This is a genomic window from Streptomyces sp. NPDC005863 (assembly GCF_042871345.1).
In the GTDB taxonomy this organism is placed as follows: domain Bacteria; phylum Actinomycetota; class Actinomycetes; order Streptomycetales; family Streptomycetaceae; genus Streptomyces.
Window position 1 is genome coordinate 350,524 of the sequence record NZ_JBIAII010000005.1, and the last position, 20,252, is coordinate 370,775.

General features: G+C 72.8%; 20 protein-coding genes. 4 read left to right on the forward strand and 16 right to left on the reverse strand.

Annotation, left to right across the window (positions count from 1 at the left end; genetic code table 11):
- Positions 1-85: 85 nt before the first annotated feature.
- The 12 genes from ACFYO9_RS20615 to ACFYO9_RS20670 form a co-directional block, all read right to left on the reverse strand.
- Positions 86-766, reverse strand: a complete 681-nt coding sequence (locus ACFYO9_RS20615; RefSeq protein WP_358777749.1) for a phosphatase PAP2 family protein — start codon at positions 764-766, stop codon at positions 86-88.
- A 150-nt stretch (positions 767-916) separates the two neighbouring features.
- A complete protein-coding gene (locus ACFYO9_RS20620) occupies positions 917-1,441 on the reverse strand; it encodes a flavin reductase family protein (RefSeq protein ID WP_358777750.1) in 525 nt (174 codons plus the stop codon).
- Positions 1,438-2,793 (reverse strand): ATP-grasp domain-containing protein, encoded by a 1,356-nt coding sequence (locus ACFYO9_RS20625; RefSeq protein ID WP_358777751.1) that lies wholly within the window; start codon positions 2,791-2,793, stop codon positions 1,438-1,440. Before ACFYO9_RS20625 ends, ACFYO9_RS20620 begins: the two co-directional genes overlap by 4 nt.
- Positions 2,790-3,662 (reverse strand): NAD(P)-dependent oxidoreductase, encoded by an 873-nt coding sequence (locus ACFYO9_RS20630; protein WP_358777752.1) that lies wholly within the window; start codon positions 3,660-3,662, stop codon positions 2,790-2,792. The genes ACFYO9_RS20625 and ACFYO9_RS20630 overlap by 4 nt, the downstream gene beginning before the upstream one ends.
- Positions 3,663-3,726: 64 nt before the next feature.
- Positions 3,727-4,467 carry a TSUP family transporter gene (locus tag ACFYO9_RS20635; protein WP_355804564.1) on the reverse strand — a complete coding sequence of 247 codons (741 nt, stop codon included), beginning with the start codon at positions 4,465-4,467 and terminating at the stop codon, positions 3,727-3,729.
- Positions 4,460-5,737 carry an MFS transporter gene (locus tag ACFYO9_RS20640; protein WP_358777753.1) on the reverse strand — a complete coding sequence of 426 codons (1,278 nt, stop codon included), beginning with the start codon at positions 5,735-5,737 and terminating at the stop codon, positions 4,460-4,462. The genes ACFYO9_RS20635 and ACFYO9_RS20640 overlap by 8 nt, the downstream gene beginning before the upstream one ends.
- Position 5,738: 1 nt before the next feature.
- Positions 5,739-6,767 carry a diiron oxygenase gene (locus tag ACFYO9_RS20645; protein WP_358777754.1) on the reverse strand — a complete coding sequence of 343 codons (1,029 nt, stop codon included), beginning with the start codon at positions 6,765-6,767 and terminating at the stop codon, positions 5,739-5,741.
- Positions 6,764-8,119 (reverse strand): diaminobutyrate--2-oxoglutarate transaminase, encoded by a 1,356-nt coding sequence (gene ectB, locus ACFYO9_RS20650; RefSeq protein ID WP_358777755.1) that lies wholly within the window; start codon positions 8,117-8,119, stop codon positions 6,764-6,766. Before ectB ends, ACFYO9_RS20645 begins: the two co-directional genes overlap by 4 nt.
- Positions 8,116-9,090, reverse strand: coding sequence for a 3-methyl-2-oxobutanoate hydroxymethyltransferase (locus ACFYO9_RS20655; RefSeq protein ID WP_358705953.1), 975 nt, complete (start codon positions 9,088-9,090; stop codon positions 8,116-8,118). The genes ectB and ACFYO9_RS20655 overlap by 4 nt, the downstream gene beginning before the upstream one ends.
- On the reverse strand, positions 9,080-10,249 hold the full coding sequence (locus tag ACFYO9_RS20660; protein WP_358777756.1) for a pyridoxal phosphate-dependent aminotransferase: 1,170 nt from the start codon (positions 10,247-10,249) through the stop codon (positions 9,080-9,082). The genes ACFYO9_RS20655 and ACFYO9_RS20660 overlap by 11 nt, the downstream gene beginning before the upstream one ends.
- Before the next feature lie 8 nt (positions 10,250-10,257).
- On the reverse strand, positions 10,258-11,637 hold the full coding sequence (locus ACFYO9_RS20665; RefSeq protein ID WP_358777757.1) for an LLM class flavin-dependent oxidoreductase: 1,380 nt from the start codon (positions 11,635-11,637) through the stop codon (positions 10,258-10,260).
- Positions 11,638-11,804: 167 nt separating this feature from the next.
- Positions 11,805-12,503, reverse strand: a complete 699-nt coding sequence (locus ACFYO9_RS20670) for a response regulator (RefSeq protein ID WP_358777758.1) — start codon at positions 12,501-12,503, stop codon at positions 11,805-11,807.
- 411 nt (positions 12,504-12,914) lie between these two features.
- Between ACFYO9_RS20670 and ACFYO9_RS20675 the strand changes: the two genes are divergently transcribed.
- Positions 12,915-14,105, forward strand: a complete 1,191-nt coding sequence (locus ACFYO9_RS20675) for an ATP-grasp domain-containing protein (RefSeq protein WP_358777759.1) — start codon at positions 12,915-12,917, stop codon at positions 14,103-14,105.
- 87 nt (positions 14,106-14,192) lie between these two features.
- Here ACFYO9_RS20675 and ACFYO9_RS20680 read toward each other — a convergent pair whose 3' ends face one another.
- Positions 14,193-14,720 carry a hypothetical protein gene (locus tag ACFYO9_RS20680; protein WP_358777760.1) on the reverse strand — a complete coding sequence of 176 codons (528 nt, stop codon included), beginning with the start codon at positions 14,718-14,720 and terminating at the stop codon, positions 14,193-14,195.
- Between the two features lie 22 nt (positions 14,721-14,742).
- Entirely contained in the window at positions 14,743-15,594 is an 852-nt protein-coding gene (locus ACFYO9_RS20685) for a helix-turn-helix transcriptional regulator (protein WP_358777761.1), read from the reverse strand.
- Positions 15,595-15,734: 140 nt separating this feature from the next.
- Here ACFYO9_RS20685 and ACFYO9_RS20690 point away from each other — a divergent pair, with 140 nt between their 5' ends.
- Both ACFYO9_RS20690 and ACFYO9_RS20695 read left to right on the forward strand, forming a co-directional pair.
- Positions 15,735-17,258, forward strand: a complete 1,524-nt coding sequence (locus tag ACFYO9_RS20690; RefSeq protein WP_358777762.1) for an MFS transporter — start codon at positions 15,735-15,737, stop codon at positions 17,256-17,258.
- Positions 17,259-17,311: 53 nt separating this feature from the next.
- A complete protein-coding gene (locus tag ACFYO9_RS20695; protein ID WP_358777763.1) occupies positions 17,312-18,100 on the forward strand; it encodes an SDR family oxidoreductase in 789 nt (262 codons plus the stop codon).
- 125 nt (positions 18,101-18,225) lie between these two features.
- Here the strand turns inward: ACFYO9_RS20695 and ACFYO9_RS20700 are convergent, their stop codons facing one another.
- Positions 18,226-18,816, reverse strand: a complete 591-nt coding sequence (locus tag ACFYO9_RS20700; protein ID WP_358777792.1) for a hypothetical protein — start codon at positions 18,814-18,816, stop codon at positions 18,226-18,228.
- A gap of 22 nt (positions 18,817-18,838) precedes the next feature.
- On the opposite strand from ACFYO9_RS20700, the gene ACFYO9_RS20705 reads away from it, so the two are divergent.
- Positions 18,839-19,315, forward strand: coding sequence for an MAB_1171c family putative transporter (locus tag ACFYO9_RS20705; protein WP_358777790.1), 477 nt, complete (start codon positions 18,839-18,841; stop codon positions 19,313-19,315).
- A 22-nt stretch (positions 19,316-19,337) separates the two neighbouring features.
- On the opposite strand, the gene ACFYO9_RS20710 is transcribed toward ACFYO9_RS20705, so the two are convergent.
- The gene (locus ACFYO9_RS20710; protein WP_358777764.1) at positions 19,338-20,195 is read right to left on the reverse strand and encodes a class I SAM-dependent methyltransferase; all 858 of its coding nucleotides are present in this window, start codon (positions 20,193-20,195) and stop codon (positions 19,338-19,340) included.
- Positions 20,196-20,252 lie beyond the last annotated feature (57 nt).

The window sequence follows — 20,252 nt, forward strand, 5'->3', positions numbered from 1 at the left end:
AGGCGGGGCCGGTGGGCATGCCAGCAGGCCGACGGGACCGGCGGGACCGTATCGCCTGATCCCCGTACCTGCGCCTGACGTAACGTCAGGCGAGTTCCCCCTCGCGGGAGTCCGCCGGCCGGGATGCCATCCGGTCGGCCGCCCCGTCGAGCAGCCACGCCGCCACCGGCACCAGCGCGAGCGCGACGCACCAGCCGCCGAGGACGTCCGTCGGGTAGTGCGCGCCGAGCGCGACCTGCGCCCAGCCCATCGCGGCGCCCGCCACCAGCGCCGTGGCGAGCACGAGGAGCAGACCGGCTCCCCTGCCGAGGCCGAGCCGGCCGGCCGCGAGGAGCGCCGCCGCGAGGGCGAGCGCCGTGAAGAAGGCCGTGTGGCCGCTCGGGTAGGACAGGTTGCCCGCGCCGTGAATGGTGCGCCCCACCACGTGCTTGAGCAGCGTCGCCGCGCCCACGGCCAGGGCGGCGGAGGTCACGACGAGCGCCGCCCCGCGCGGCTGCCGCAGGAGCAGGCAGCCTGCGACGGCCGCCACGATCAGCAGCGCCGCGCCCGCGGGCTCGCCCAGGAAGTCGGTGGCCAGGGCGATGCCGCGCCACGGCGACCGCACGCTGTCCGCCGTCGGGTCGACGAACCACCGGTCCACCCGGCCGGGCTCACCGTGCCCCGCGTACAAGGCCCCGATCGCGCCGACCACGAGCGTGGCGAGGAGCGCGATCAGCCCGAGCGGGCCGCGCAGCGAAGGGGGCAGGGCGGGGGCTGGCGCCGTCACTCCAGGCGCACTTGCGGGCCGCCCGGTCCGCTTTCGGTCGTGTCCCGTCAGTTTCCCGGCTCCCGCCTGGCCACGAGCATCGGCAATCGGTCTCTGCCCGTCACCCTAACCAACAATGCGGCACGGCAAGCGGCCGTCCCGCACAGGGAGTCAGCTCTGTCGGCCACCGGGCACCGCGGGTGAACCCGGCGCGGCGTGCAGGCCTCCGTGCAGATGGACCAGACCTCCGCCCGGCGCGCCGATCCGTACGTGCTCCACGACGCACACGATCAACTCATGGTCGCCCAAAGTAAGTTGGCGGTGGCGGGCGCCGACCAGCCAGGCCGCGCAGTCGTCGAGCAGCGGCACCCCGTGCGGGCCGGTGTGCCAGCGGGTGGGCGGGGCGAACCGGTCGACGCCGCGCGCCGCGAACCGCTCCGCCACCTCCCGTTGCCCCGCACCGAGCAGCTGGATCCCGAACCGCCGGCAGCCTTTGATCCTGGCCCACGTCGAGGACGTCCCGGCGAGCGCGAAGGAGACCAGCGCCGGTTCGGCGCTCACCGAGGTGAACGACGTGATCGTCACCCCGGCGGGGCCGTCGGGCGTGGCCGCGGTGAGCACCGCGACGCCCGAGGCGTGCCCCCGCAGCGCGGCGCGCAGCTCACCCGCTCCGACCGTGGGCGGCGCCGTGGTCACGAGTGCGCCGCCGGGGGCGTGGTGCCGATCAGCCGCTCGGGCCGGGGGGCCACCGCCGTGATGGGCCGGGGCGTGCCGGGCGCCGTGCCGGGCCGGGTCCTGATGGTGATCCGGGCGGCCAGTTCACGGGCCGCGTCGCGCGCCTCGTCGGCCGAGTCGCCCCGGACGATGAGCAGCCCGGACCGGTCGTACGACCAGGCGATGGGGTCCACCGTGTCGCCGGGGGCGACGGAGAGCTGCAGGGCCACCACCCGCGGGTCGGCGCGCACCTCGTCGGCGCCGGTGACGGACTCGATGACGCCCGGCTCGGCGGTCAGGAACCGGATGGCGCCGCCGCCCCTGGCCGGGCCCGGCGTGCGAGGCTCGGTGCGGCCCGCGTACCAGAGGAAGCCCAGCGCGTCGATGTCGGTGCCGTACACCTCGTGGGCCAGGTCGGTGATCCGGTCGCCGCCGCGCCGGTTGTGGGACTCGACCAGGCGGGGCCCTTCGGCGGTGAGGATCACCTCGGTGTGCGAGGGGCCGTCCGTGACCCCGACGGCGTCCAGCATCCTGCCCACCAGCGAGTCGACACGGGCCGTGTCCGCCGCGTCGAGTCCGGCCGGCTGTACGTGCCCGACCTCGACGAACGAGTCGAGCTTCTCCTTGGCGGTGTACGCGACGACGACGTGCTCGCCCGCGAAGCTGAACGCCTCCACGCTGAACTCCGGGCCGCGCAGATACTGCTCCATCACGAACGTGTGCAGCCCGAACTCCGCCGCCCAGGACGCCACTTCGGCCACCGCTTCGGGCCCCGGCACCAGCCGCACGCCCAGGCTGCCGGAGCCGTACCGGGGCTTGATCACCGCGGCCCCGTACGTGTCGACGAAGGCGCGGATGTCGGCCTCGCCGTGGCCGAGGCGTGCGGCGACGCCCTCGATGCCGCGCTCGGCGAGCAGTTCCCGGAAGGCCAGCTTGTCCTGCAACAGGCGGACGGTGTCGAGGCCGGTGCCGGGCAGGCCGAGCGCCGTCGTCGCGGCCGCCGCCGACTCCAGGCCGTCCTCGATGATCGAGACGACCCGGGTCAGCGGACGGTGCCGGTGCACGGCGGCGAGGAGGTCGGCGACGGCCGCAGGGTCGCGGTAGTCGGTGAGGTGGGCCTCGGCCACCAACGCGAGGCCTGCGGGGTCGAGTTCGTGCGGCCCGTGCAGCCAGACGACGTCGAACCCGGCCGCGCGGGCCTTCTTCAGGGCGGCGACCTGTCCCCCGATGACCGCGATCCGCGGCGCGGCCTCGCACCCGCCGTGGTGGCTCTCGTGCGCGGGACCGTCGCTCTCGCGCCGGGGGTTGTTGTCGCTCTCGTACTCGTGCGTCATGCGCGCAGCTCCCGTCCCGATGCGTTCTCCAGCCAGCGCACGACCTCGACGTTGTCGGCGCCCGCCGGCAGGTCGTCGTGCGCCTTTTCCCACAGCTCCTGGCAGGCGTGGCCGAAGGCGGCGGGGCCGCCCGCGGAGTCGAGCAGCGAGGTGCCGATGCGGATGTCCTTGAGCATCAGCCGCAGCGCGAACCCGGAGTCGAAGGTGCCGGACAGCACATGGTCGGGCAGCTTGGTCTGCGAGGCGTGGTTGCGCCCGGTCGACGCGTTGATCACCTCCAGCATCGCCGCGGGTTCGAGCCCGAACGCCCGCCCGGCGAGCATGACTTCGGCGGTGGCGGCCAGATTGACCGCGGAGAGCAGGTTGTTGAGCGCCTTCAGCGCGTGGCCCGCGCCCGCCGGGCCCACCCGGTGGACCCGGCCGAGCACGCCGAGCACCTGTTCCGCCCGTACGACGTCCTCGGCTCCGCCCGCGGCCATCAGCGTCAGCTCGCCCGCGCGCGCGGCGGCCGGCGAGCCGGAGACCGGCGCGTCCACCACGGCCACGCCGTACGCGGCGGCCGCGCGCCCGAGGGCGAGGGTGTCCCCGGGCGCCGAGGAGCCCGTGTCGACGATCAGCGAGCCGGCGTCGAGGTGCGGGAGCAGCTCGTCGGCCACCTGCCGGACCGCCGCGCCGTCGGGCAGCATGGTGACCACCACCGGCGCGGCCAGCTCCGCGACGCCCCGCGCCGCGCGCACGCCCGGGTGTTCCCCGGCCGCGGCGGCGACGCCCGGATCGGCGTCGTACGCGACCACGTCGAACCCGCGCTCCGCGAGGCGGCGGCACATCCCGCCGCCCATGGATCCCAGTCCCGCGAACCCCACTCTCATTGAACCGTTCCTTTCTCGGTGCGTGTGGTCATCTCGGTACGTGAGCTCGTCTCGCTCCATGCGCTCACCCGGCGACGAGGGCCGTCAGGCCCCGGACGACGAGGACGGCCGCGGCGACGACGGCGAGGACGAGCACCGCGCCGCGCAGCCGGCCGCCACCGTCCACCCGCTTCCTGACCGGACCCGACAGCGCGAACCCGGCCACCACCGCGGGCAACAGCATCGCGCCGAACGACAGTTGGTCGCCCGAGAGCCGGCCCACCGCGGTGAGGGAGACGAGCGAGAGCAGCGTGCCCGCCGTGTAGAAGACGCTGAGGGTGCCGCGGACCTTCGGCCCGGGTTCCTGGCTGTAGACGAGCGCGATGAACGGCCCGCCGATGGACGAGGTCGTGCCGGTGAGGCCCGCCACGGCGCCGGAGGCGATCAGCGTGCTCCGGTTCCTGGGCAGCCTGGCCGGGTCGAAGGCGAGCAGCGAGACGACGCCCAGGGTGATCCCCGCGGAGAGCAGGTCGAGCGTCGGCACCGAGACGACGAGGATGACGTACGACGCCGTCACCGTGCCGACGATCCGCCCTGCCATCGCCCAGGAGACGCCGTACCAGTCGGTGTGGGAGATCTCCCGCACCGCCCCGAGCGCGGCAAGGACCGCGGCGACCAGGAGCAGCGAGCCCGGCATGAGGTCCGGCGCGGCGATCTGCACGACCGGCGCCGACACCAGGGCGAGCCCCACGCCGAGGCTGCCCTGGACCAGCGCGCCGAGGAAGACGGCGACGGACGCGAAGAGGAGGACGGAGAGTTCAGGCATCGACGAGCCCCTTCTCACTGATGCGCCGCCCCGCCGCGCGGGCCACCCGCTCGGCCGCGAAGCCCGCGGCCACGAGGACCGCCGCGGCCACCACCCAGCCGAGCGCGCCGGAGCCGAGCAGCAGTCCGGTGACCATGACGGGTCCGAGGACGCGCTGGCCGGCCACGCTCAGGTTGAACACGGAAAGGTACCGTCCGCGCCGCTCCTCGGGTGCCAGGGCGATGGAGAGGTCCCACACCGCGGAGTTGGCGGTCACCTCGGCCAGGGACAGCGTCACCACGGCGGCGGCCAGCCATGCCACCGCGGACCCGCCCGCGACCGCGCCGGACGCGGCGAAGCACAGGCTGCTCACCGCGAGCACGGCGCCCGTCCAGGTGAGCATCCGGGTGGTGCGCCGCCGGCCGGTGGCCAGCTTGCTGACCGGGATCTGCAGGACCACGACGAGCACGGTGTTCAGCGTGAACAGGACCGACACGGTGGCCCGTGGCGCGTCCGTGTGCTCCAGGATCCACACGGGCATCGCGACGAGCAGCATCGTGTCGAAGGAGAACAGCAGGAAGTTGAGCGCGGTCAGCGTCAGATAGCGCGCGTCGGGCAACACCCGTGCCGTGACGGCACGTTCAGCCGTCTCCCGCGGTTCGGAATCGGCATCGGTATCGGCATCGGTATCGGTATCCGTATCAGCATCCAAACCGCTCTCAGGCGCGGCCAGTTCGTCCACCCGAAGCACCAGCACCGCCCCGCCGAGGAAGGCCAGCCCGATGGCGATCAGGGTGACCCGGTAGGCGGCCTGCGTGTCGCCGACGAGCGCCACACCGGCCGCCATCGCGCCGACGCCGAGCCCGCAGTTGCGTACGACGTTGACCACCGCGAGCAGCCGGGTACGCTCCCGGCGCTCCGGCACGGCCACGGCGACCAGCGCCTGGAGCACCGGGGGCCCGGCCCTGTCGCACGCCACCGCGCAGAGCGTCACCACCATGAACTGCCAGAAACCGGTGACGAAGACGTACGCCGCACAGCACACGCCCCGCCCCAGATACACCGCGGCGAGCACCCGCCGCGCCCCGTACCGGTCGGCGAGGACCCCGCCGAGCAGCGAGATCCCGAGGGCGACGACGCCGGCGATGGCGAGCCCGGAGGCCACCTGGTTCGCCGACAGGTCCACCTGCCGGGTGAAGTACGCCATGGAGCTCGCCATGAACAGGCCGATGCCGAGCGACTGGACGAGGGCTGCGGCGGCGAGCCTGCGCCCGCCCGCGGTGAGCTTCACGTCACTCGGTCCCGAAGTCGAAGTCGACTTGGTCCTCGAGCTCCATCTCGCGCACGATGCGCCGCACCCCGGAGAAGTCGCGCACCAGCAGGCCGGTGCCGGCCTGGCGCCGGCAGTCCTCGACGATCTCGTCGGCCTTCTCGAACCCGGCGGCCCGCAGGATGCCGGGCCACACCGCGAAGTCCTGCTCCACGAAGGCGTGCAGTGCCGTGGGCAGCGAGTCGACGAAGGTGCGGCGCTGCTCGGTGTTCATGTGCACGTAGAGCGCCTTGGCGACCTCGACCATGACGGAGGAGTGCGCGGACTCGTCGCGGGCGTGCAGCCGGGGCACCAGGGCGTGCAGCGGCTGGACGCTCCTGTCGCGGGAGAGCAGCTCCAGATAGGCGTTGACGCTGATCTCCGAGACGGTCGTCCACACCAGCTTCAGCAGATCGCGCTCCCAGCGCTCCGACGCCTTCGCGTCGGCTTCGAGGAGGCGGCGGTAGGTGACGGTGTGCGGGTAGGCGGGCTCGCCGGTGACCTGCCGCACCTCGCGGGTGCGCTGCATCGCGATCATGTGCATGTACGTGTGCCAGACCTCGTCCACGTGCGTCTGCTGGACGGCACGCTTGAGCTGGACGCTGTCGGCGCCGGGGAAGGCGCCGTGCATGATCATGGCGAAGGTCGGGTTGGCGACGTGCTCCTCGGCCGCGATGACCCGCTCGTTGTAGACGAGCCAGGCCAGGGTGAGGACCTTCTGGCGCTGCTCGGGCGCGGCCGCGAGGTAGAGCGGGTGGTCGGCGAACGGCAGCAGGTGCTCGGGGTAGTCCGGCAGCCGCTCGTCGTACTCCTCGGGCTCGGATATCTGGTCCAGGTCGGTGCGGATCGTGGCGCGCCGCGGCCAGGAGTCGGCGATCCGGCGCAGCACGGTCTCGTCGATGCCGTGCGCGTGGCCATCCCCGTGGCCATCCTCGTGGCCGTCTCCGTGAGCGCCGTCGAAGTCGCCCTCGACGTCGTCCTCGACGGTGTGCTCGTGTTCGGCGATGCTCAACTCAGGTCCCCTTCGGATACGTGCTGTCGTGCCGCCGCCGCGATGGAGTCGGCGAGCAGGGCGAGGCCGGGCGCGAGCTCGTCGGCGTCCGCCACGATGGGCGGCATGATCTTGAGGACCTGGCCGCGGGCGCCGGACGTCTCCACCAGGAGCCCGCGCGTGAAGGCGGCCCGCGACACCCGGTCCGCGAGCTCCGGGTCGGTGAAGCCGAGGCCGCGGATCAGCCCGCGGCCGAGGACGGTGCAGCCCAACTCGGCGAAGGAGTGCGCCAGTTCGGTGAGGCGGTCTTCGAGGGCGGCGGCGTTGCGCCGCACCTGCGCGGTGAACTCCGGGTCCGCCCAGCGGTCCAGGCAGGCGGTGGCGGTGACGAAGGCGAGGTTGTTGCCGCGGAAGGTGCCGCTGTGCTCGCCGGGGCCCAGCTGGTCGAGTTCGGGGCGGACCAGGACCAGGGCCATCGGCATGCCGAAGCCGCTGATGGACTTGGACAGACAGATCAAGTCCGGGACGATGCCCGCCTCTTCGAAGCTGAAGAAGGTGCCGGTGCGCCCGCAGCCCGCCTGGATGTCGTCGACGATGAGCAGGATGCCCCGCTCGCGCGCCACCTCGGCGAGCCTGCGCAGCCATACGGGGCTCGCCGCCGCGAGGCCGCCCTCGCCCTGCACGGTCTCCACCACGAAGGCCGCGGGCAGGTCGATGCCGCTGCCCGGGTCGTCGAGCATCCGGGTCAGATAGTCGATGGTGTCGACGCCTTCGCCCGCGTACCCCTCGTACGGCATGCGCGTGACGTGGCCGAGCGGCACGCCGGCCGCCCCGCGCTTGAACGAGGTGGCGGACGCGGCGAGCGCGCCGAGCGAGAGGCCGTGGAAGCCGCCGGTGAAGGCGATGACGTCGGTGCGTCCGGTGACCCTGCGGGCCGTCTTGAACGCCGCCTCGACGGCGTTGGTGCCGGTCGGCCCAGTGAACTGCACCCGGTGGTCGAGCCCGCGCGGCGCGAGCACCACCTCGCGGAAGCGGCGCAGGAACGCGGCCTTGGCGCCGGTGTGCAGGTCGAGGCCGTGGACCGGCCCGTCGGCCTGGAGGTAGGCGATGAGGGCGGCGCGCAGGTCGGCCGGGTTGTGCCCGTAGTTGAGCGCGCCCGCGCCGGACAGGAAGTCGATGTACTCGCGGCCCCCGGCGTCCCACATGCGGTGTCCGGACGCCCGCGTGAAGACGGCGGGGAAGCGCCGGCAATAGGTGCGCACGGCCGATTCGAGCTCGTCGAAGACGGCCGTGTCCGAGCCGGCGGTCACCGGCTCCGTGGTGACCGGCTCTGCGGCTGCCAGCCCTGTGGTGACCGGTTCGGCGGTGGTCATGAGGCACTCCAGGGGTCGATGCCGGTGATCTCGGCCGTCTCACGGGGGGTCAGGGCGGTGCGTGGGGAGAGCGGGAACCAGCCGGCGACGCTGAGCCGCAGCAGTTCGCGCATGCGGTGGGCGATCAACTCCGGGGTGTACCGCTCGGGCACCTCGGCCGCGTCGATGACCGGGGTCGGCGGGAAGTAACGGCCGCCGGGGACGGGGCGCACGACGGCGTCCCACAGGTTGAGGCTCTGGCCGCCCCAGCGGGCCCGGCCGCTGAACACCGAGTACAGCGGGAGGCCCGCGGGGTGCGGGCGGCTCAGCGCCTGGTTCACGGCCTCGCTGACCATCTCGACGATCAGCCCGCAGCCGCCCGCGTCCCGGGCCCTGCGGGCCTGCGCGAAGAGCGTGAGCGCGCCGTCCAGGGCGTCGCCGTGCCGGGCCAGGCCGCCGCTCTGCGGGGTGTAGCCGAGATGCGCCAGGGTGGGGACGCCGGCCGCGGCCACCGCCTCGACGCAGTCGAACTCGCCCTCCCCCGCCACCTCGATCTTGACGGCGTCCGCGCCGGCGGCGACGAACCGGTCGGCGGCGGCACGGGCCGTGGCGGGGCTGCGCGTCGTCCCGTCCGGCAGGTCGGCGAGGAGGAACGGTCGCCGGGCGGCGGGGAATGCGGCGTCCAGCGTCTCGCGCACCTCGGCCACCAGGCCGGTGAGGGTGGCAAGGCCCCACTCCTGCTCGGCGTCGCCGGTCAGGGCGGTGCCGGTGCGGCCCAGGTGGGTCATGAAGTACGAGTCGCCGACCATCACGCATTCGACGGGGGCGTCGAGGAGGTCCGGCGCGCGCAGCGCCTCGGCCAGGCCCTCCACCTCGTAACCCCGGTACGCGTTGATCTTGAGGCCCAACTGGGCCGGGCTGTCGTACCGGTGCAGGTAGGGGGTCAGCGCGGCGGCCGCCGTGGGCCTCGCGGTGGTGGTGTCAACGGTCACGGCCGCCCTCCCAGTAGATCTTGTTGATACGGCCGATGGCGTCCGTGACGGCCTCTTCGGGCGCCGCGGTGAAGCAGAGCCGGGCCCAGCCGTCGCAGTGCGCGCCGAACACCCGGCCCGGCGCGAGCCCCACGCCCGCCTCGGCGCAGCGCCGCACGAACTCCGCGCCGTCGCCGTACCCGCCGAGGTCGAGGAAGGTGTAGAGGCCGCCCCTGACGCGGGTGTGCGGGATCTCCAGGGCGGCGTCGGCGAGCCGCCAGGCGCGCTCGGCCGCCGCCCGGCGCCGCGCGAGCTCGTCGGCGGGGGTGGCCAGCGCGCGGAAGGCGGTGTACTGCGCGGCGGTGGAGACCGAGTACAGCGTGTGCAGCGACCACTTGGTGAGGACCTCCTCGGCGCCGGGCGGCGAGATGAGGTGGCCCACGCGGGCGCCGGGCATGGCGTACGTCTTGCTGCAACTGTGCACCGAGAAGGTGCGCTCGGCGGCGCCGGGGACACTCGCCGTGTCGAGGAAGCCGCCGTCGCCGAAGTCGTAGTTCTCGTAGGCGTTGTCGGCGATCAGCCACAGGTCGTGCCGGGCGGCGAGGTCGGCGAGCGCGGCCAGGGCGCGTGCGTCGAGGCGGAAGCCCGTGGGGTTGTTGGGGTTGTTGAAGTAGATCGCCCGGGTGCGCGGCCCCACCGCCCGCTCGATCGCGGCGATGAAGTCGAAGTCCGGGTCCGCACTGAGCTCCAGGAAGACCGGCACCTCGCGCGGGATCCCGCCGGCCGCCCACACCAGGCCGGTCGCGAACAGCCACTGCGGGGAGAGGACGACGACCTCGTCGCCCGCGTCGAGGATGGCGTGCAGGGTCACCGCGATGGCGTGGGTGGCGCCGCTGGTGACCAGGATCTGCCCGGGGTCGACGGGGGTGCGGCGGCGCCGGCCCGCCGCATCGGCGAAGGCCGAGCGCAGCGCGGGGACACCGGCGGGCGGCGCGTGCTCGTGGGCGGCGATCCCGAACTCGGCGCGGTCCCAGGTGCCCGGCCGCGCGCACGGCTCGAAGACCGTCCTGCCCTGCTGCAGCGGCACCGGGTCGGCCACCGCCGAGGAGCGCAGCAGCCGGTCGACGGCCACCAGCGGGGAGGGCGGTATCTCACTGAGGGTTCTGGCGAACGACGGCATGGCGGTGCTCACTCCTGGACTCGGGACGGGCCCGGCTTCAGCGGGACGCGGGCCGCGGCACCCCGGGCGGGCCGGTCGATGCCGAGGTTTCCGCGCAGGGTGGTGCTCTCGTACTCGGTGCGGAACAGGCCGCGGCGCTGCAGCTCGGGCACGACGAGGTCGACGAAGTCGTCCAGGCCGTCGGGGAGTACGGGCGGCATGACGTTGAAGCCGTCGGCGGCCCCGCCGGTGAACCACTCCTCCATGAGGTCGGCGACGTCGTCGGGGGTGCCGATGACGATGCGGTGGCCGCGGCCCCCGGTCAGGGACTGATACAGCTCCCTGACCGTCAGGCCCTCGCGGCGCGCCTTGTCGTAGACGAGCTGCCGGCGGCTGGTGCTGCCCTCGGTGGGCGGCAGTTCGGGCAGCGGCTCGTCCAGCGGGAGGCCGGAGATGTCGATGTCGCCGAGGAGCTGGGTGAGCAGCCCCAACCCGACGACGGGGTCGACGAGTTCCTGCAGGACGGCGTACTTGTCCTCGGCCTCGGCGCGGGTGCGGCCGATCACCGGGAAGAGGCCGGGCATGACCTTCATCTGGTCGGGGTCGCGTCCGTAGGCTGCGGCCTGTTCCTTGATGCCGCGGTAGAACGTCCGCCCCTCGTCCAGGGTCTGGGCGGCGGTGAAGATCACCTCCGCCCAGCGTGCGGCGAAGTCCTGGCCGTCCGCGGAGGCGCCCGCCTGGACGAGGACGGGGTAACCCTGCGGCGGGCGGGCCACGTTGAGCGGTCCGCGCACCGAGAAGTGCTCGCCCTTGTGGTCCAGGACGTGCAGCCCGGCCGGGTCGAAGTAACGCCCGGACTCCTTGTCACAGACGAACGCGTCGTCGTCCCAGCTGTCCCACAGGCCGGTGACGACCTCCATGAACTCCCGGGCGCGGTGGTAGCGCGCGGCGTGGTCGGGCTGGGAGTCGCGGTTGAAGTTCTTCGCCTCGGCGTCGGTGACCGAGGTGACGATGTTCCAGGCGGAGCGGCCGGAGCTCAGATGGTCGATCGAGGCGAACTTCCGCGCGATGTGGAACGGTTCGTTGTACGTCGTCGACGCGGTCGCCGCGAGACCGATGTGCGTGGTGTGCACGGCGAGGGCGGACAGCAGCGTCAGCGGGTCGAACTGGAGGAAGCGGCCCCAGCGGCTCAGGTCGTCGGCGTCGCGGTACGGGGTGCGGATGCCCACCCCGTCGGCGACGAAGAACATGTCGAACTTGCCGCGCTCGGCGGTGTGCAGGAGCTCGCGGTAGTGGGCGAAGTCCAGGCCGCCGTTCGCGCGGGCCGTCGGGTGCCGCCAGGAGGCGACGTGGTAGCCGGGGGCCAGGAGAAAGGCTCCGAGGCGGAGCGTACGGCGTGTCACGCCCATAGCAGGTCTCCGGTGTCCTTGCAGGTGAGGAGCTTTTCGATCGAGTCGGACACTAGATCAGGAGCCGGGGGCGGACACGGTTTAGCGGGCACTGTGGCTTTACTGCGGAAAACCCCTTCTGCTTCTTTTGACTACCGCTTCTCTGCCGCTTCTTTTGGCTGCCACGGTCAGCGGGGGCGTGGGCGTAAGACGCCGTGTGCGGTCTCGTAGTGGTGCTCGGGTCGCCCCGCTCCCCCGTATTTCAGGGCGAGTTGGACGGTGCCGCACTCCTGGAGGTGCTTGAGATAGCGCTGCGCGGTGGAGCGGCTCACCCCGGTGAGGTCGGCCACCTCCTGCGCGGACAGCGCCTTGCCGGCCCGCAGCAGTACGTCGCGGATGTGCTCGGTGGTCGCCGCCGAGTAGCCCTTGGGCGGCAGCTCCGTCCGGACCGGCGTGTGCAGCGTGCCGAAGATCTCGTCCACCTCGCCCTGGCCCAGGGAGTCCGAGCGGTCGAGCCGGTCCCGCATCTGCGCGTACGAGGTCAACTTGGCGCGCAGCGCGGCGAAGGTGAACGGCTTGACGAGGTATTGCAGAACACCGTTGCGCAGCGCCGAGCTCACCTGCTCCGCCCCGTGCGCCGCCGAGATCATGATGACGTCGGTCTCGTGGCCGAGCCGCCTTAACCTGCGCACCAGTTGGAGCCCGTCCTCGTCGGGGAGGTAGTGGTCGAGCAGCATCAGGTCGACGCTGCCGCGCTCGACGGCCCGCAGCGCCTCGGCGGCCGTGTGGGCCCGGCCCATGACGCGGAAGCCCTGAATGCGGGAGACGTACCGGGAGTTGATCTCGGCCACATGGAAGTCGTCGTCGACGACCAGCACGTCGATCACGGCGCGGCTCCCGTCGCCGCGGGCGTGTTCCGGGGCAGCGGCACCGCGAGGACGGCGCCTGCCCCCGGTCCGTCCTGCCCGTGCATTTCCCGGTCGGACGAGCCCGCGCGGGTATGCGGGCAATTCACCGGCCCGTGGTCGTGAACCGATGGCGATGCGGCGAGAATTCGTTGGTTCTTCAACTTCCCCCCCGTTTCCTGTGCAAGATCAAATACTTCCGGTCTCCGTTCTTCCTACACGGGCGCAATGAGCAGAACAATCTTTCCGAGGTAAAGCCGAGGTATCCGCCAGGACGGCCCTGACCTGCGCTCACGCCCCTAGCCTGAGGGCCGCGCACAGCCGGTGCGCGTGGCGAGAGGGGGCGCGGAGATGTCGATGAGTTCCGGCGCGGCACGGAATGTTCTGGCTTTCGTGGACAGCGACTATGCGGACACTCCGTACGACAAGTGGGCGGCCGATACGGGCGTACGGCCGTACCTTCTGGTCTCCGCGGCCAAATTCCCGCAGTACCGGCACATCCCCGACGCCGTCTCCGTCGCCGACTTCCGCGAGGGCGGCGAGGCCGAGCGGCTGGCCCTCGACCTCGCCGGGCGCACGCCGATCGGCGCGGTGATCGCCCGCATGGAGGGCGACCTGCTGCGCGCCGCGCGGCTGCGGGAACTGCTCGGGGTGCCGGGCCAGGACTTCGCCGGCGCGCTCGCGTTCCGCGACAAGGTCCACATGAAGGACCTGGTGCGCCGAAGCGGCCTGGAGGTACCGGAGTTCGCCCCGGTCCGGGTGGCCTTCGACCTCTTCGGCTTCGTCCGCCACCACGGCTACCCCGTGGTGGTGAAGCCGGCCCTCGGCTCCGGTTCCACGGGCACCCGGGTGCTGCGCGGCCCCGCGGACCTGGCCCGGCTCCTCGCCGACGGCCTGCCCGAACAGGCCGAGGTGGAGCGGTTCGTGGAGGGCCGGATGTACGTGGTGGACGGGCTGGTGGCGGAGGGCGCGCCGGTGGCCACGTTCGCCTCGCGCTACCTCAACGACTGCCTGTCGTTCCACGACGGCGTGTACCTGGGCTCGGCCCAACTGGCATCAAACCACCCCCTGACGAACCGTCTGATCACCTACGCCCACACGGTGTTGGCCTCCCTCCCCACCCCCGAGTGCACCACGTTCCACCTGGAGGTCTTCCACACGCCCGACGACCGCCTCGTGCTGTGCGAGGTCGGCAGCAGGACGGGTGGCGCGCTCACCTCACCCGCGATCCACGCGGCGACCGGCTTCAGCCTCGACGAGCAGTGGTTCCGGGCGCAGGTCGCCCCGAGGACCCTGAGCACCGCCCGCCCGCACGGCGTCGCCCCCGGCCGGAGCGCGGGCTGGGTCGTCTTCTACCCCGAGCGCGCCACGCTGGCGGCCCTGCCCCAGAACCCCCCACCGTTCGTGGCGGAGGAACGCCTCCGCGCCACGATCGGCGCGCCGTACGAGGGCGGAGTGAAGTCCGCCCACTACTTGGCGGCCTACGTCCTGACGGGAGCGGACGACGAAGAGATCGAACGCAACGCACAGGAACTGGCGCGGTGGTTCGGGGCGGGGGTGCGGTGGAGGGACCGGCGGGGGTAGGGGATCGGCGGGGGTAGGGGATCGGGGGGTACGACAGGGGAGGGGGGCGCGGCACGTGCGTACTCACCGGCCGGCGGGGTGGGGCTTTCACCGACGGACGACGTCCACCGCCGCGATCTCCAGCAAGGCCTCGTCTCCGTACGCGTCCACATCGCCCACGTAAGGAAGCACGTCCGCCCGCCGGCTGCAGAACGTCACGTTCGCGGTGAGCGCCCCGTCGTCCACGCCTCCGTGCGACAACGAGACGTAGCCGAACATGGGCCACGCACACGAACTCGGCACGGTCCGCAGCGCGGCGTACGCGTAGCCGAGACATCGACGCACGAGCAGCGCCTCGCGTTTGGGGCCCGCGAGCGGAAGGTCGTGGTCCATCATCCCGCGCCCGTTGACCGTGGCTTCGTACCGGACGACGTCCCTGAACCCGTCACCATGCCCGGCACCGGCGTACCCGGCACGGAGCGCACTCAGAAACTGAGCTCCGTCGCGCCCGACGACCCAGCCCTCCGCCGCGACGGCACGGAAGGCCTCCGGGGCGTCCGTTTCTTCGACATCGGCTTCTTCGGCATCGGCGCGGACCGCCGAGAGCAACCGAGACATGCGCGCGTTGGCCCTCATGACAACTCCCCCGGCTCGTGACTCACTGCCCGCCCGAGCGGGACGGTTCCGGTCTGCCCACGGCGTGCAGGGAGCCCAAGAGGGTCAGGGCCTGGGCCGATGGGCCGGTCGGTTCGGCGTGGTAGATGACGAGTTGCTGGCCCGGGGCGTCCCTGACGTCGAAGGACTGGTACGTCAGGGAGAGAGGTCCCACGTCGGGGTGGAGGAGTTGTTTGGCGTCCCGGGTCTTCCCCCGCACCGTGTGCCGCGCCCACAGCCGCCGGAACGCCGCACTGTGCTCGGTCAGCATGTCCACCAGGTGCCGCAGACGCGGGTGTTCGGGGTCGAAGCCGCTCGCCTGGCGCAGGTTGGCGACGGCGGCCTCGGCGGCCCGGTCCCAGTCTCGGTAGAACTGCCGTCCGGCCGGGTCGAGAAAGGTCATGCGGGCCAGGTTGTCCGCCGGGGTGAAGGGGGCGTACAGCGCGTCGGCCAGGGCGTTGGCGGCCAGCAGGTCGAGCGTGCGGCTCATCACGAACGCCGGGGTGTGCGGGTAGCCGTCCATCAGCTGACGCAGCGCGGGGCTGACGTGTTCGCCGGCGTGGAGGCAGTCCTGGCCGTCCGGTGAGACACCGGCAAGGCGGTGCACGTGGTCGCGGGCGTCCCGGTCGAGCCGCAGGGCACGGCTGAGCGCGCCAAGCACCTGCGGCGAGGGACGGCGCTCACGGCCCTGCTCCAGCCGGGTGTAGTAGTCCGCGTTCACGCCGGCCAGGACGGCGACCTCCTCGCGGCGCAGTCCCGCGACCCTGCGTACGCCGTGACTCGGCATGTCGACGTCCTGCGGCCGCAGGCCGGCGCGGCGCGCGCGGAGGAACTCCCCGAGGTGGTTGTCGTCCATGACGCCCAGGCTAGGCCGTGGCCCGCTCCCCCTGCCTGGGTGTGCCGCACCCAGGCAACGAACACCCTGGTACCCCCTCGCTGACCTGCGCAGACTCGGTCGGGCACGACACCTGAACCCCACCGAGGAAGGCCACGTTGATGACAGGCGATGCAGGCGACGCGGGCGATGCAGGCGACGCACGGAGCGGCGGCCGCGATGTCGGACATGCCGACGAGGGCGCCACGGGCGTCGACGGACCCGGAGCTGCCGCCGACAGCCCCCGGGCCGCCGCGGAGGTCTCCCCGCCCCCCGGCACCCCGGCCCTCCTCGTGCTGTGCGCGGCCCATTTCATGGACGCCATCGACCTGTCCGACGTCGGCGTGGCCCTGCCCGCGATCCAGCGCGACCTCGGCCTGACCTCGGGCTCCCTGCAGTGGATCGTCTCCGCGTACGCCCTCGGCTACGGCGGGTTCCTGCTCCTGGGCGGGCGGGTCGCCGACCTGTTCGGCCGACGGCGCGCGTTCCTGACCGCGGTCGCCGTATTCGGCGTGGTCAGCGTGCTGGGTGCGCTCGCCCCGACCGGGGGTCTGCTGATCGCGGCGCGCCTGGTGAAAGGCGTCGCGGCGGGCTTTCTGGCCCCGGCGGCGCTCTCCCTGATCACCGCCAACTGGCCGGAGGGGCCACGCCGCGGCCGGGCCCTCGGCTGGTACGCCACCGCCGGCGCCTGCGGCTTCGTCGGCGGTCTCATCCTCGGCGGCGTACTGACGGAACAGTCGTGGCGGCTGGTCTTCGCGCTCCCCGTACCCATCGCCGCGGCGGCCCTGCTCGCGGGACCGCGCCTGCTCCCGGCGGACCCCCGGGGCGGCGCCCGCGGGAAGCTCGACGTGCCCGGCGCGCTGACGGCCACCGGGGCGCTGGTGGTCCTCGTCTACGCCCTCACCCTGGCCCCCGCGCACGGCTGGCTGTCCGCCCGCACCCTCGTCCTCTTCTGCGTGGCGGCCGCCCTGCTCGTCCTGTTCGTACGTGCCGAGTCCCGCGCCCGCACGCCCCTGGTCCCGCTGTCCTTCCTCACCCGGCGCACGACCGCCGCGACCAACCTGACGATCTTCGCCATGTGGGGCGCCTACACGTCGTTCGCGTTCCTGGCCACGCTCTACCTGCAGAACGTGCTGGGCTGGACGCCGCTGCAGACCGCCGGCGCCTTCGTCCCGCTGGGCCTCGCCAACGGCGCCCTTGCACCGTTCGCGGGACGGCTCGCCGCCCGGTTCGGCGCGCCCAGGATGATCGCCGCCGGGATGCTGCTCCTCGCGCTGTCCTACGCGCTGTTCTTCCGCATCGGCCCCGACAGCCCGTTCCTCACGGTGGTCCTGCCCGTCATGGTCGTCAACGGGATCGGCACCGCGGCGACGTTCCCCGCCCTGAACATGAGCGCGGTGGCCGGGGTGCCCGACCGGGACCAGGGGCTGGCGGGTGCCCTGCTCAACACCTTCATGCAGATCGGCGGCGCGGTCGTCCTCGCCCTGGTCACCGCCGTCGTCGAGGCCGGACAGCGGACGGACCGGGGCGACCCCCTGGCGGGCTACGCCCTCGGTACGGGCGTCATCGTCGCCACGGTGCTCGCGGGCCTGACCGGCGCCACGCTCATCCGCCGCGCGAGCCCGACCGACGGCCGGAACCACTGACCCGGACACCCGACCCAACCCCCCGACCCCCGACCCCACCAAGGAGCACCCACATGACGCCCCGAACCCCGTCAAACGAAGCCACCGAAGCCGCTGCCTCCCCCGAGTTCGCCGGAAAAACGGCTCTCGTCACCGGCGCCGCCCGCGGCATCGGCAAGGAGACCGCCGCCCTCCTCCACACCCGCGGCGCCCACGTCGTCGCCCTGGACACACGCCCCGAACTGGACGCCCTCGCAGCGGAGTTGCCCGGTGTCGTGACCGTGACCGGTGACGTCACCGCGGAGGAGACCGCCACCCGCGCGGTGGGCGCCGCGGTCGACGCCTTCGGCGGTCTCGACATCCTGGTCAACAACGCCGGACGCACCCTGAACAAGCCCGTCACGCGCACCACCGCACAGGACTGGGACAGCGTGATGGCCGTCAACGCCCGCGGCGCCTTCCTCTTCGCCCGCGAGGCCTTCCGGGCGATGGAGGAGCGCGGCGTCGGCGGCGCCATCGTCAGCACCGGTTCGTACGCGTCCACCGTCGGCCTGCCCGAGGGCGCCGCCTACAGCGCGTCGAAGGGGGCCCTCGCCCAGCTGACCAAGGTCCTCGCACTGGAGGGCGGCCCCCTCGGCATCCGCGCGAACCTCGTCGCCGCGGGGGTGGTCGAGACCGACTTCCTCGACACGTTCCGCCCCGACAGCCGCGCCTACCTCGCGTCCTTCGCGGACGTCCACCCGGTGGGCAGGGTGGCGCAGCCCCGCGAGATCGCGGAAGTCCTGTGCTTCCTGGTCTCCCCGCGGTCCTCCTTCGTCACGGGCGCCGTACTCGCCGCGGACGGCGGCTTCACCGCGGCCTGAACCCACGTACGTACCCCACCGACTCGGCGTAACAGCCGAGTAGCTCCTCCAGGGCCTGCCGCTTGTCACCCTCGGCCCCCGTGGAGACACTCTCGCGGTTCACAGACGACTCCTTGTTCACGGCTTCAGATCTTCAGGGCTCTGGGAAACGCGTCCGGGTTGTCCGCCGAGACGTAGACCGACGTGACCTCCATCGTCCCGTCCTTCCCGAGGTCGACGAGGACCTGCGGTTCGAGGTGGACGCAGACGCTGACGGAGCCGCCGACCGAGCAGGCCAGGGACCCGGGCTCGTCGGGCACGGGCCGCAGGCCGCGGCCGGGGATCGTGCGCATCGACCGGCTGGCCGAGCGGACCTTCTCGCGCGGCAGGGAGATCTCCCCCATGAATCCGGTGCTCAGGACGACCCGGGACGCGGACACGCCGTGCGGATGCCGGGCCATGGCCGCGAGCACGCTGAAACCGAGCAGGATCAGCGCCCCTTCGAGCAGCGCGTGGGGGAACCGCGCGGGCACCGGCAGGATCGACGACACCAGGAAGGCAACCGGTATCTCACACAGCGTCAGGGCCATGACCATCTGCCGGACCTCCGCGGAGTGGCGGATCAGTGTCGTCCCTTCGGCCTCGGACGCGCCGTCGAGCGGCCGCCTGCCCACCCACCCGAGGAGGGCCCGCGTCAGCGCGCGGACCTGTTGGGCGGCGGCCGGCTTCGGCGTCACCCGCACTCCAGTCGTCGGAGCGATCCCCCTCTTCGCCGTGGGCCTGAGCTACTCCGGCATCGCGACCCGCCTCGCCACCTGGCGGATCTGGCGCCGCCACCGCAGGGCGTACCGCCAGCTCCGCCCGCTCTGGAGCGTGCTGCACGCCGCCTTTCCCGAGAGCACGCTGTACGCCGGCACCCCGGCCGCGCCCTGGCGAGAAGCCCTGCACGTACGCCGCATGCACCGCCGCTACTACCGGCGCGTCATCGAATGCCGCGACGGCCTCGTCCGGCTCAGCCCCCACCTGACGGCCGTGGGCCTGCGGGAGGGCGCGCCGCCCGAAACGGTGGCGACGCTCCTCCCCCGCGCCCTCGCCGCCCAAGCGGCCGGCGAGCCCGCCACGTCCCGCGCGGTGGGCATCATCCTCCCGGCCAAGGACACGCTGAACGCCGACGCCCAGCAGCTGACGACGGTCTCCCGGTCGCTTTCCGTATCGCTACCGGTACGGGCACCGTGATCCTGTTGCCCGCGGAGGCTTGTCACGGCCGGGGCTTGTGGGCGAACACCCAACGGTTGCCCGCCAGCGCGTCGTTCGGCTCGGGCAGCGGGCCGCGTCCGTGCCGGCGGGTGAAGTCGAAGGGGGTACGGACCGTCGTGGACCAGCCCTTGCCCGCGAGGTCGCCGGCGGAGTCGGGGCGCGGTCCGGTGTCGAACAGGTCGAGCAGGTCGATGCCGATCTGCCGCGTCGTCGCGGTGTAGAGCGGGCTGTCGCGGTAGGCGAGCAGGTCCTTCTCGAGCTTGACCTCGTAGGCCAAGGCGCTGCCTGTCGCGCTCAGTTGGTCGACCCTGTCGACGAGGTACGTCTCCGCGGCGGGTGGCAGGTAGAACAGCAGCCCCTCCGCGAGCCACGCGCTCGGCGCGGCCGGGTCGAAGCCGGCGTCGGCCAGCGCCGCGACCCAGTCGGCGCGCAGGTCGACAGGGACGGGTACGCGCGCCGCCCTCGGAGCGGCCGACAGCCCGTCGAGCACCTCTTGCTTGAACTTCAGCACTCCTTCCCGGTCGATCTCGAAGATCACGCACTCGGAGGGCCAGTCGAGGCGGAAGGCCCGCGAGTCCAACCCGGCGCCCAGCAGCACCACTTGGCGGATGCCTTCCGTGTGCACCGCCCGGAGCAAGAAGTCGTCGAGGACCCTCGTCCGCAGCCCGAAGTACCGCGCGAACCTCCCCCACAGGGGGTTCGCGTCACCGTCCGCGACCTGCTGCATCCGGACCGGCCAGCCGGCGGACGCCGGTGTGGCGAGCACGAAGTGCTCCGCGTAGACGTCCCGTGCCAGGGGGTCGGGGCGGTGGGTCTCGATCGCCCGCGCCGCGGCGACCAGCAGAGCGGTCGCGCCCACACCTCCTTCCACGCCGTCCGTACGAGAGGGGTGAGTGGGGTGAGTGGGGTGAGTGGG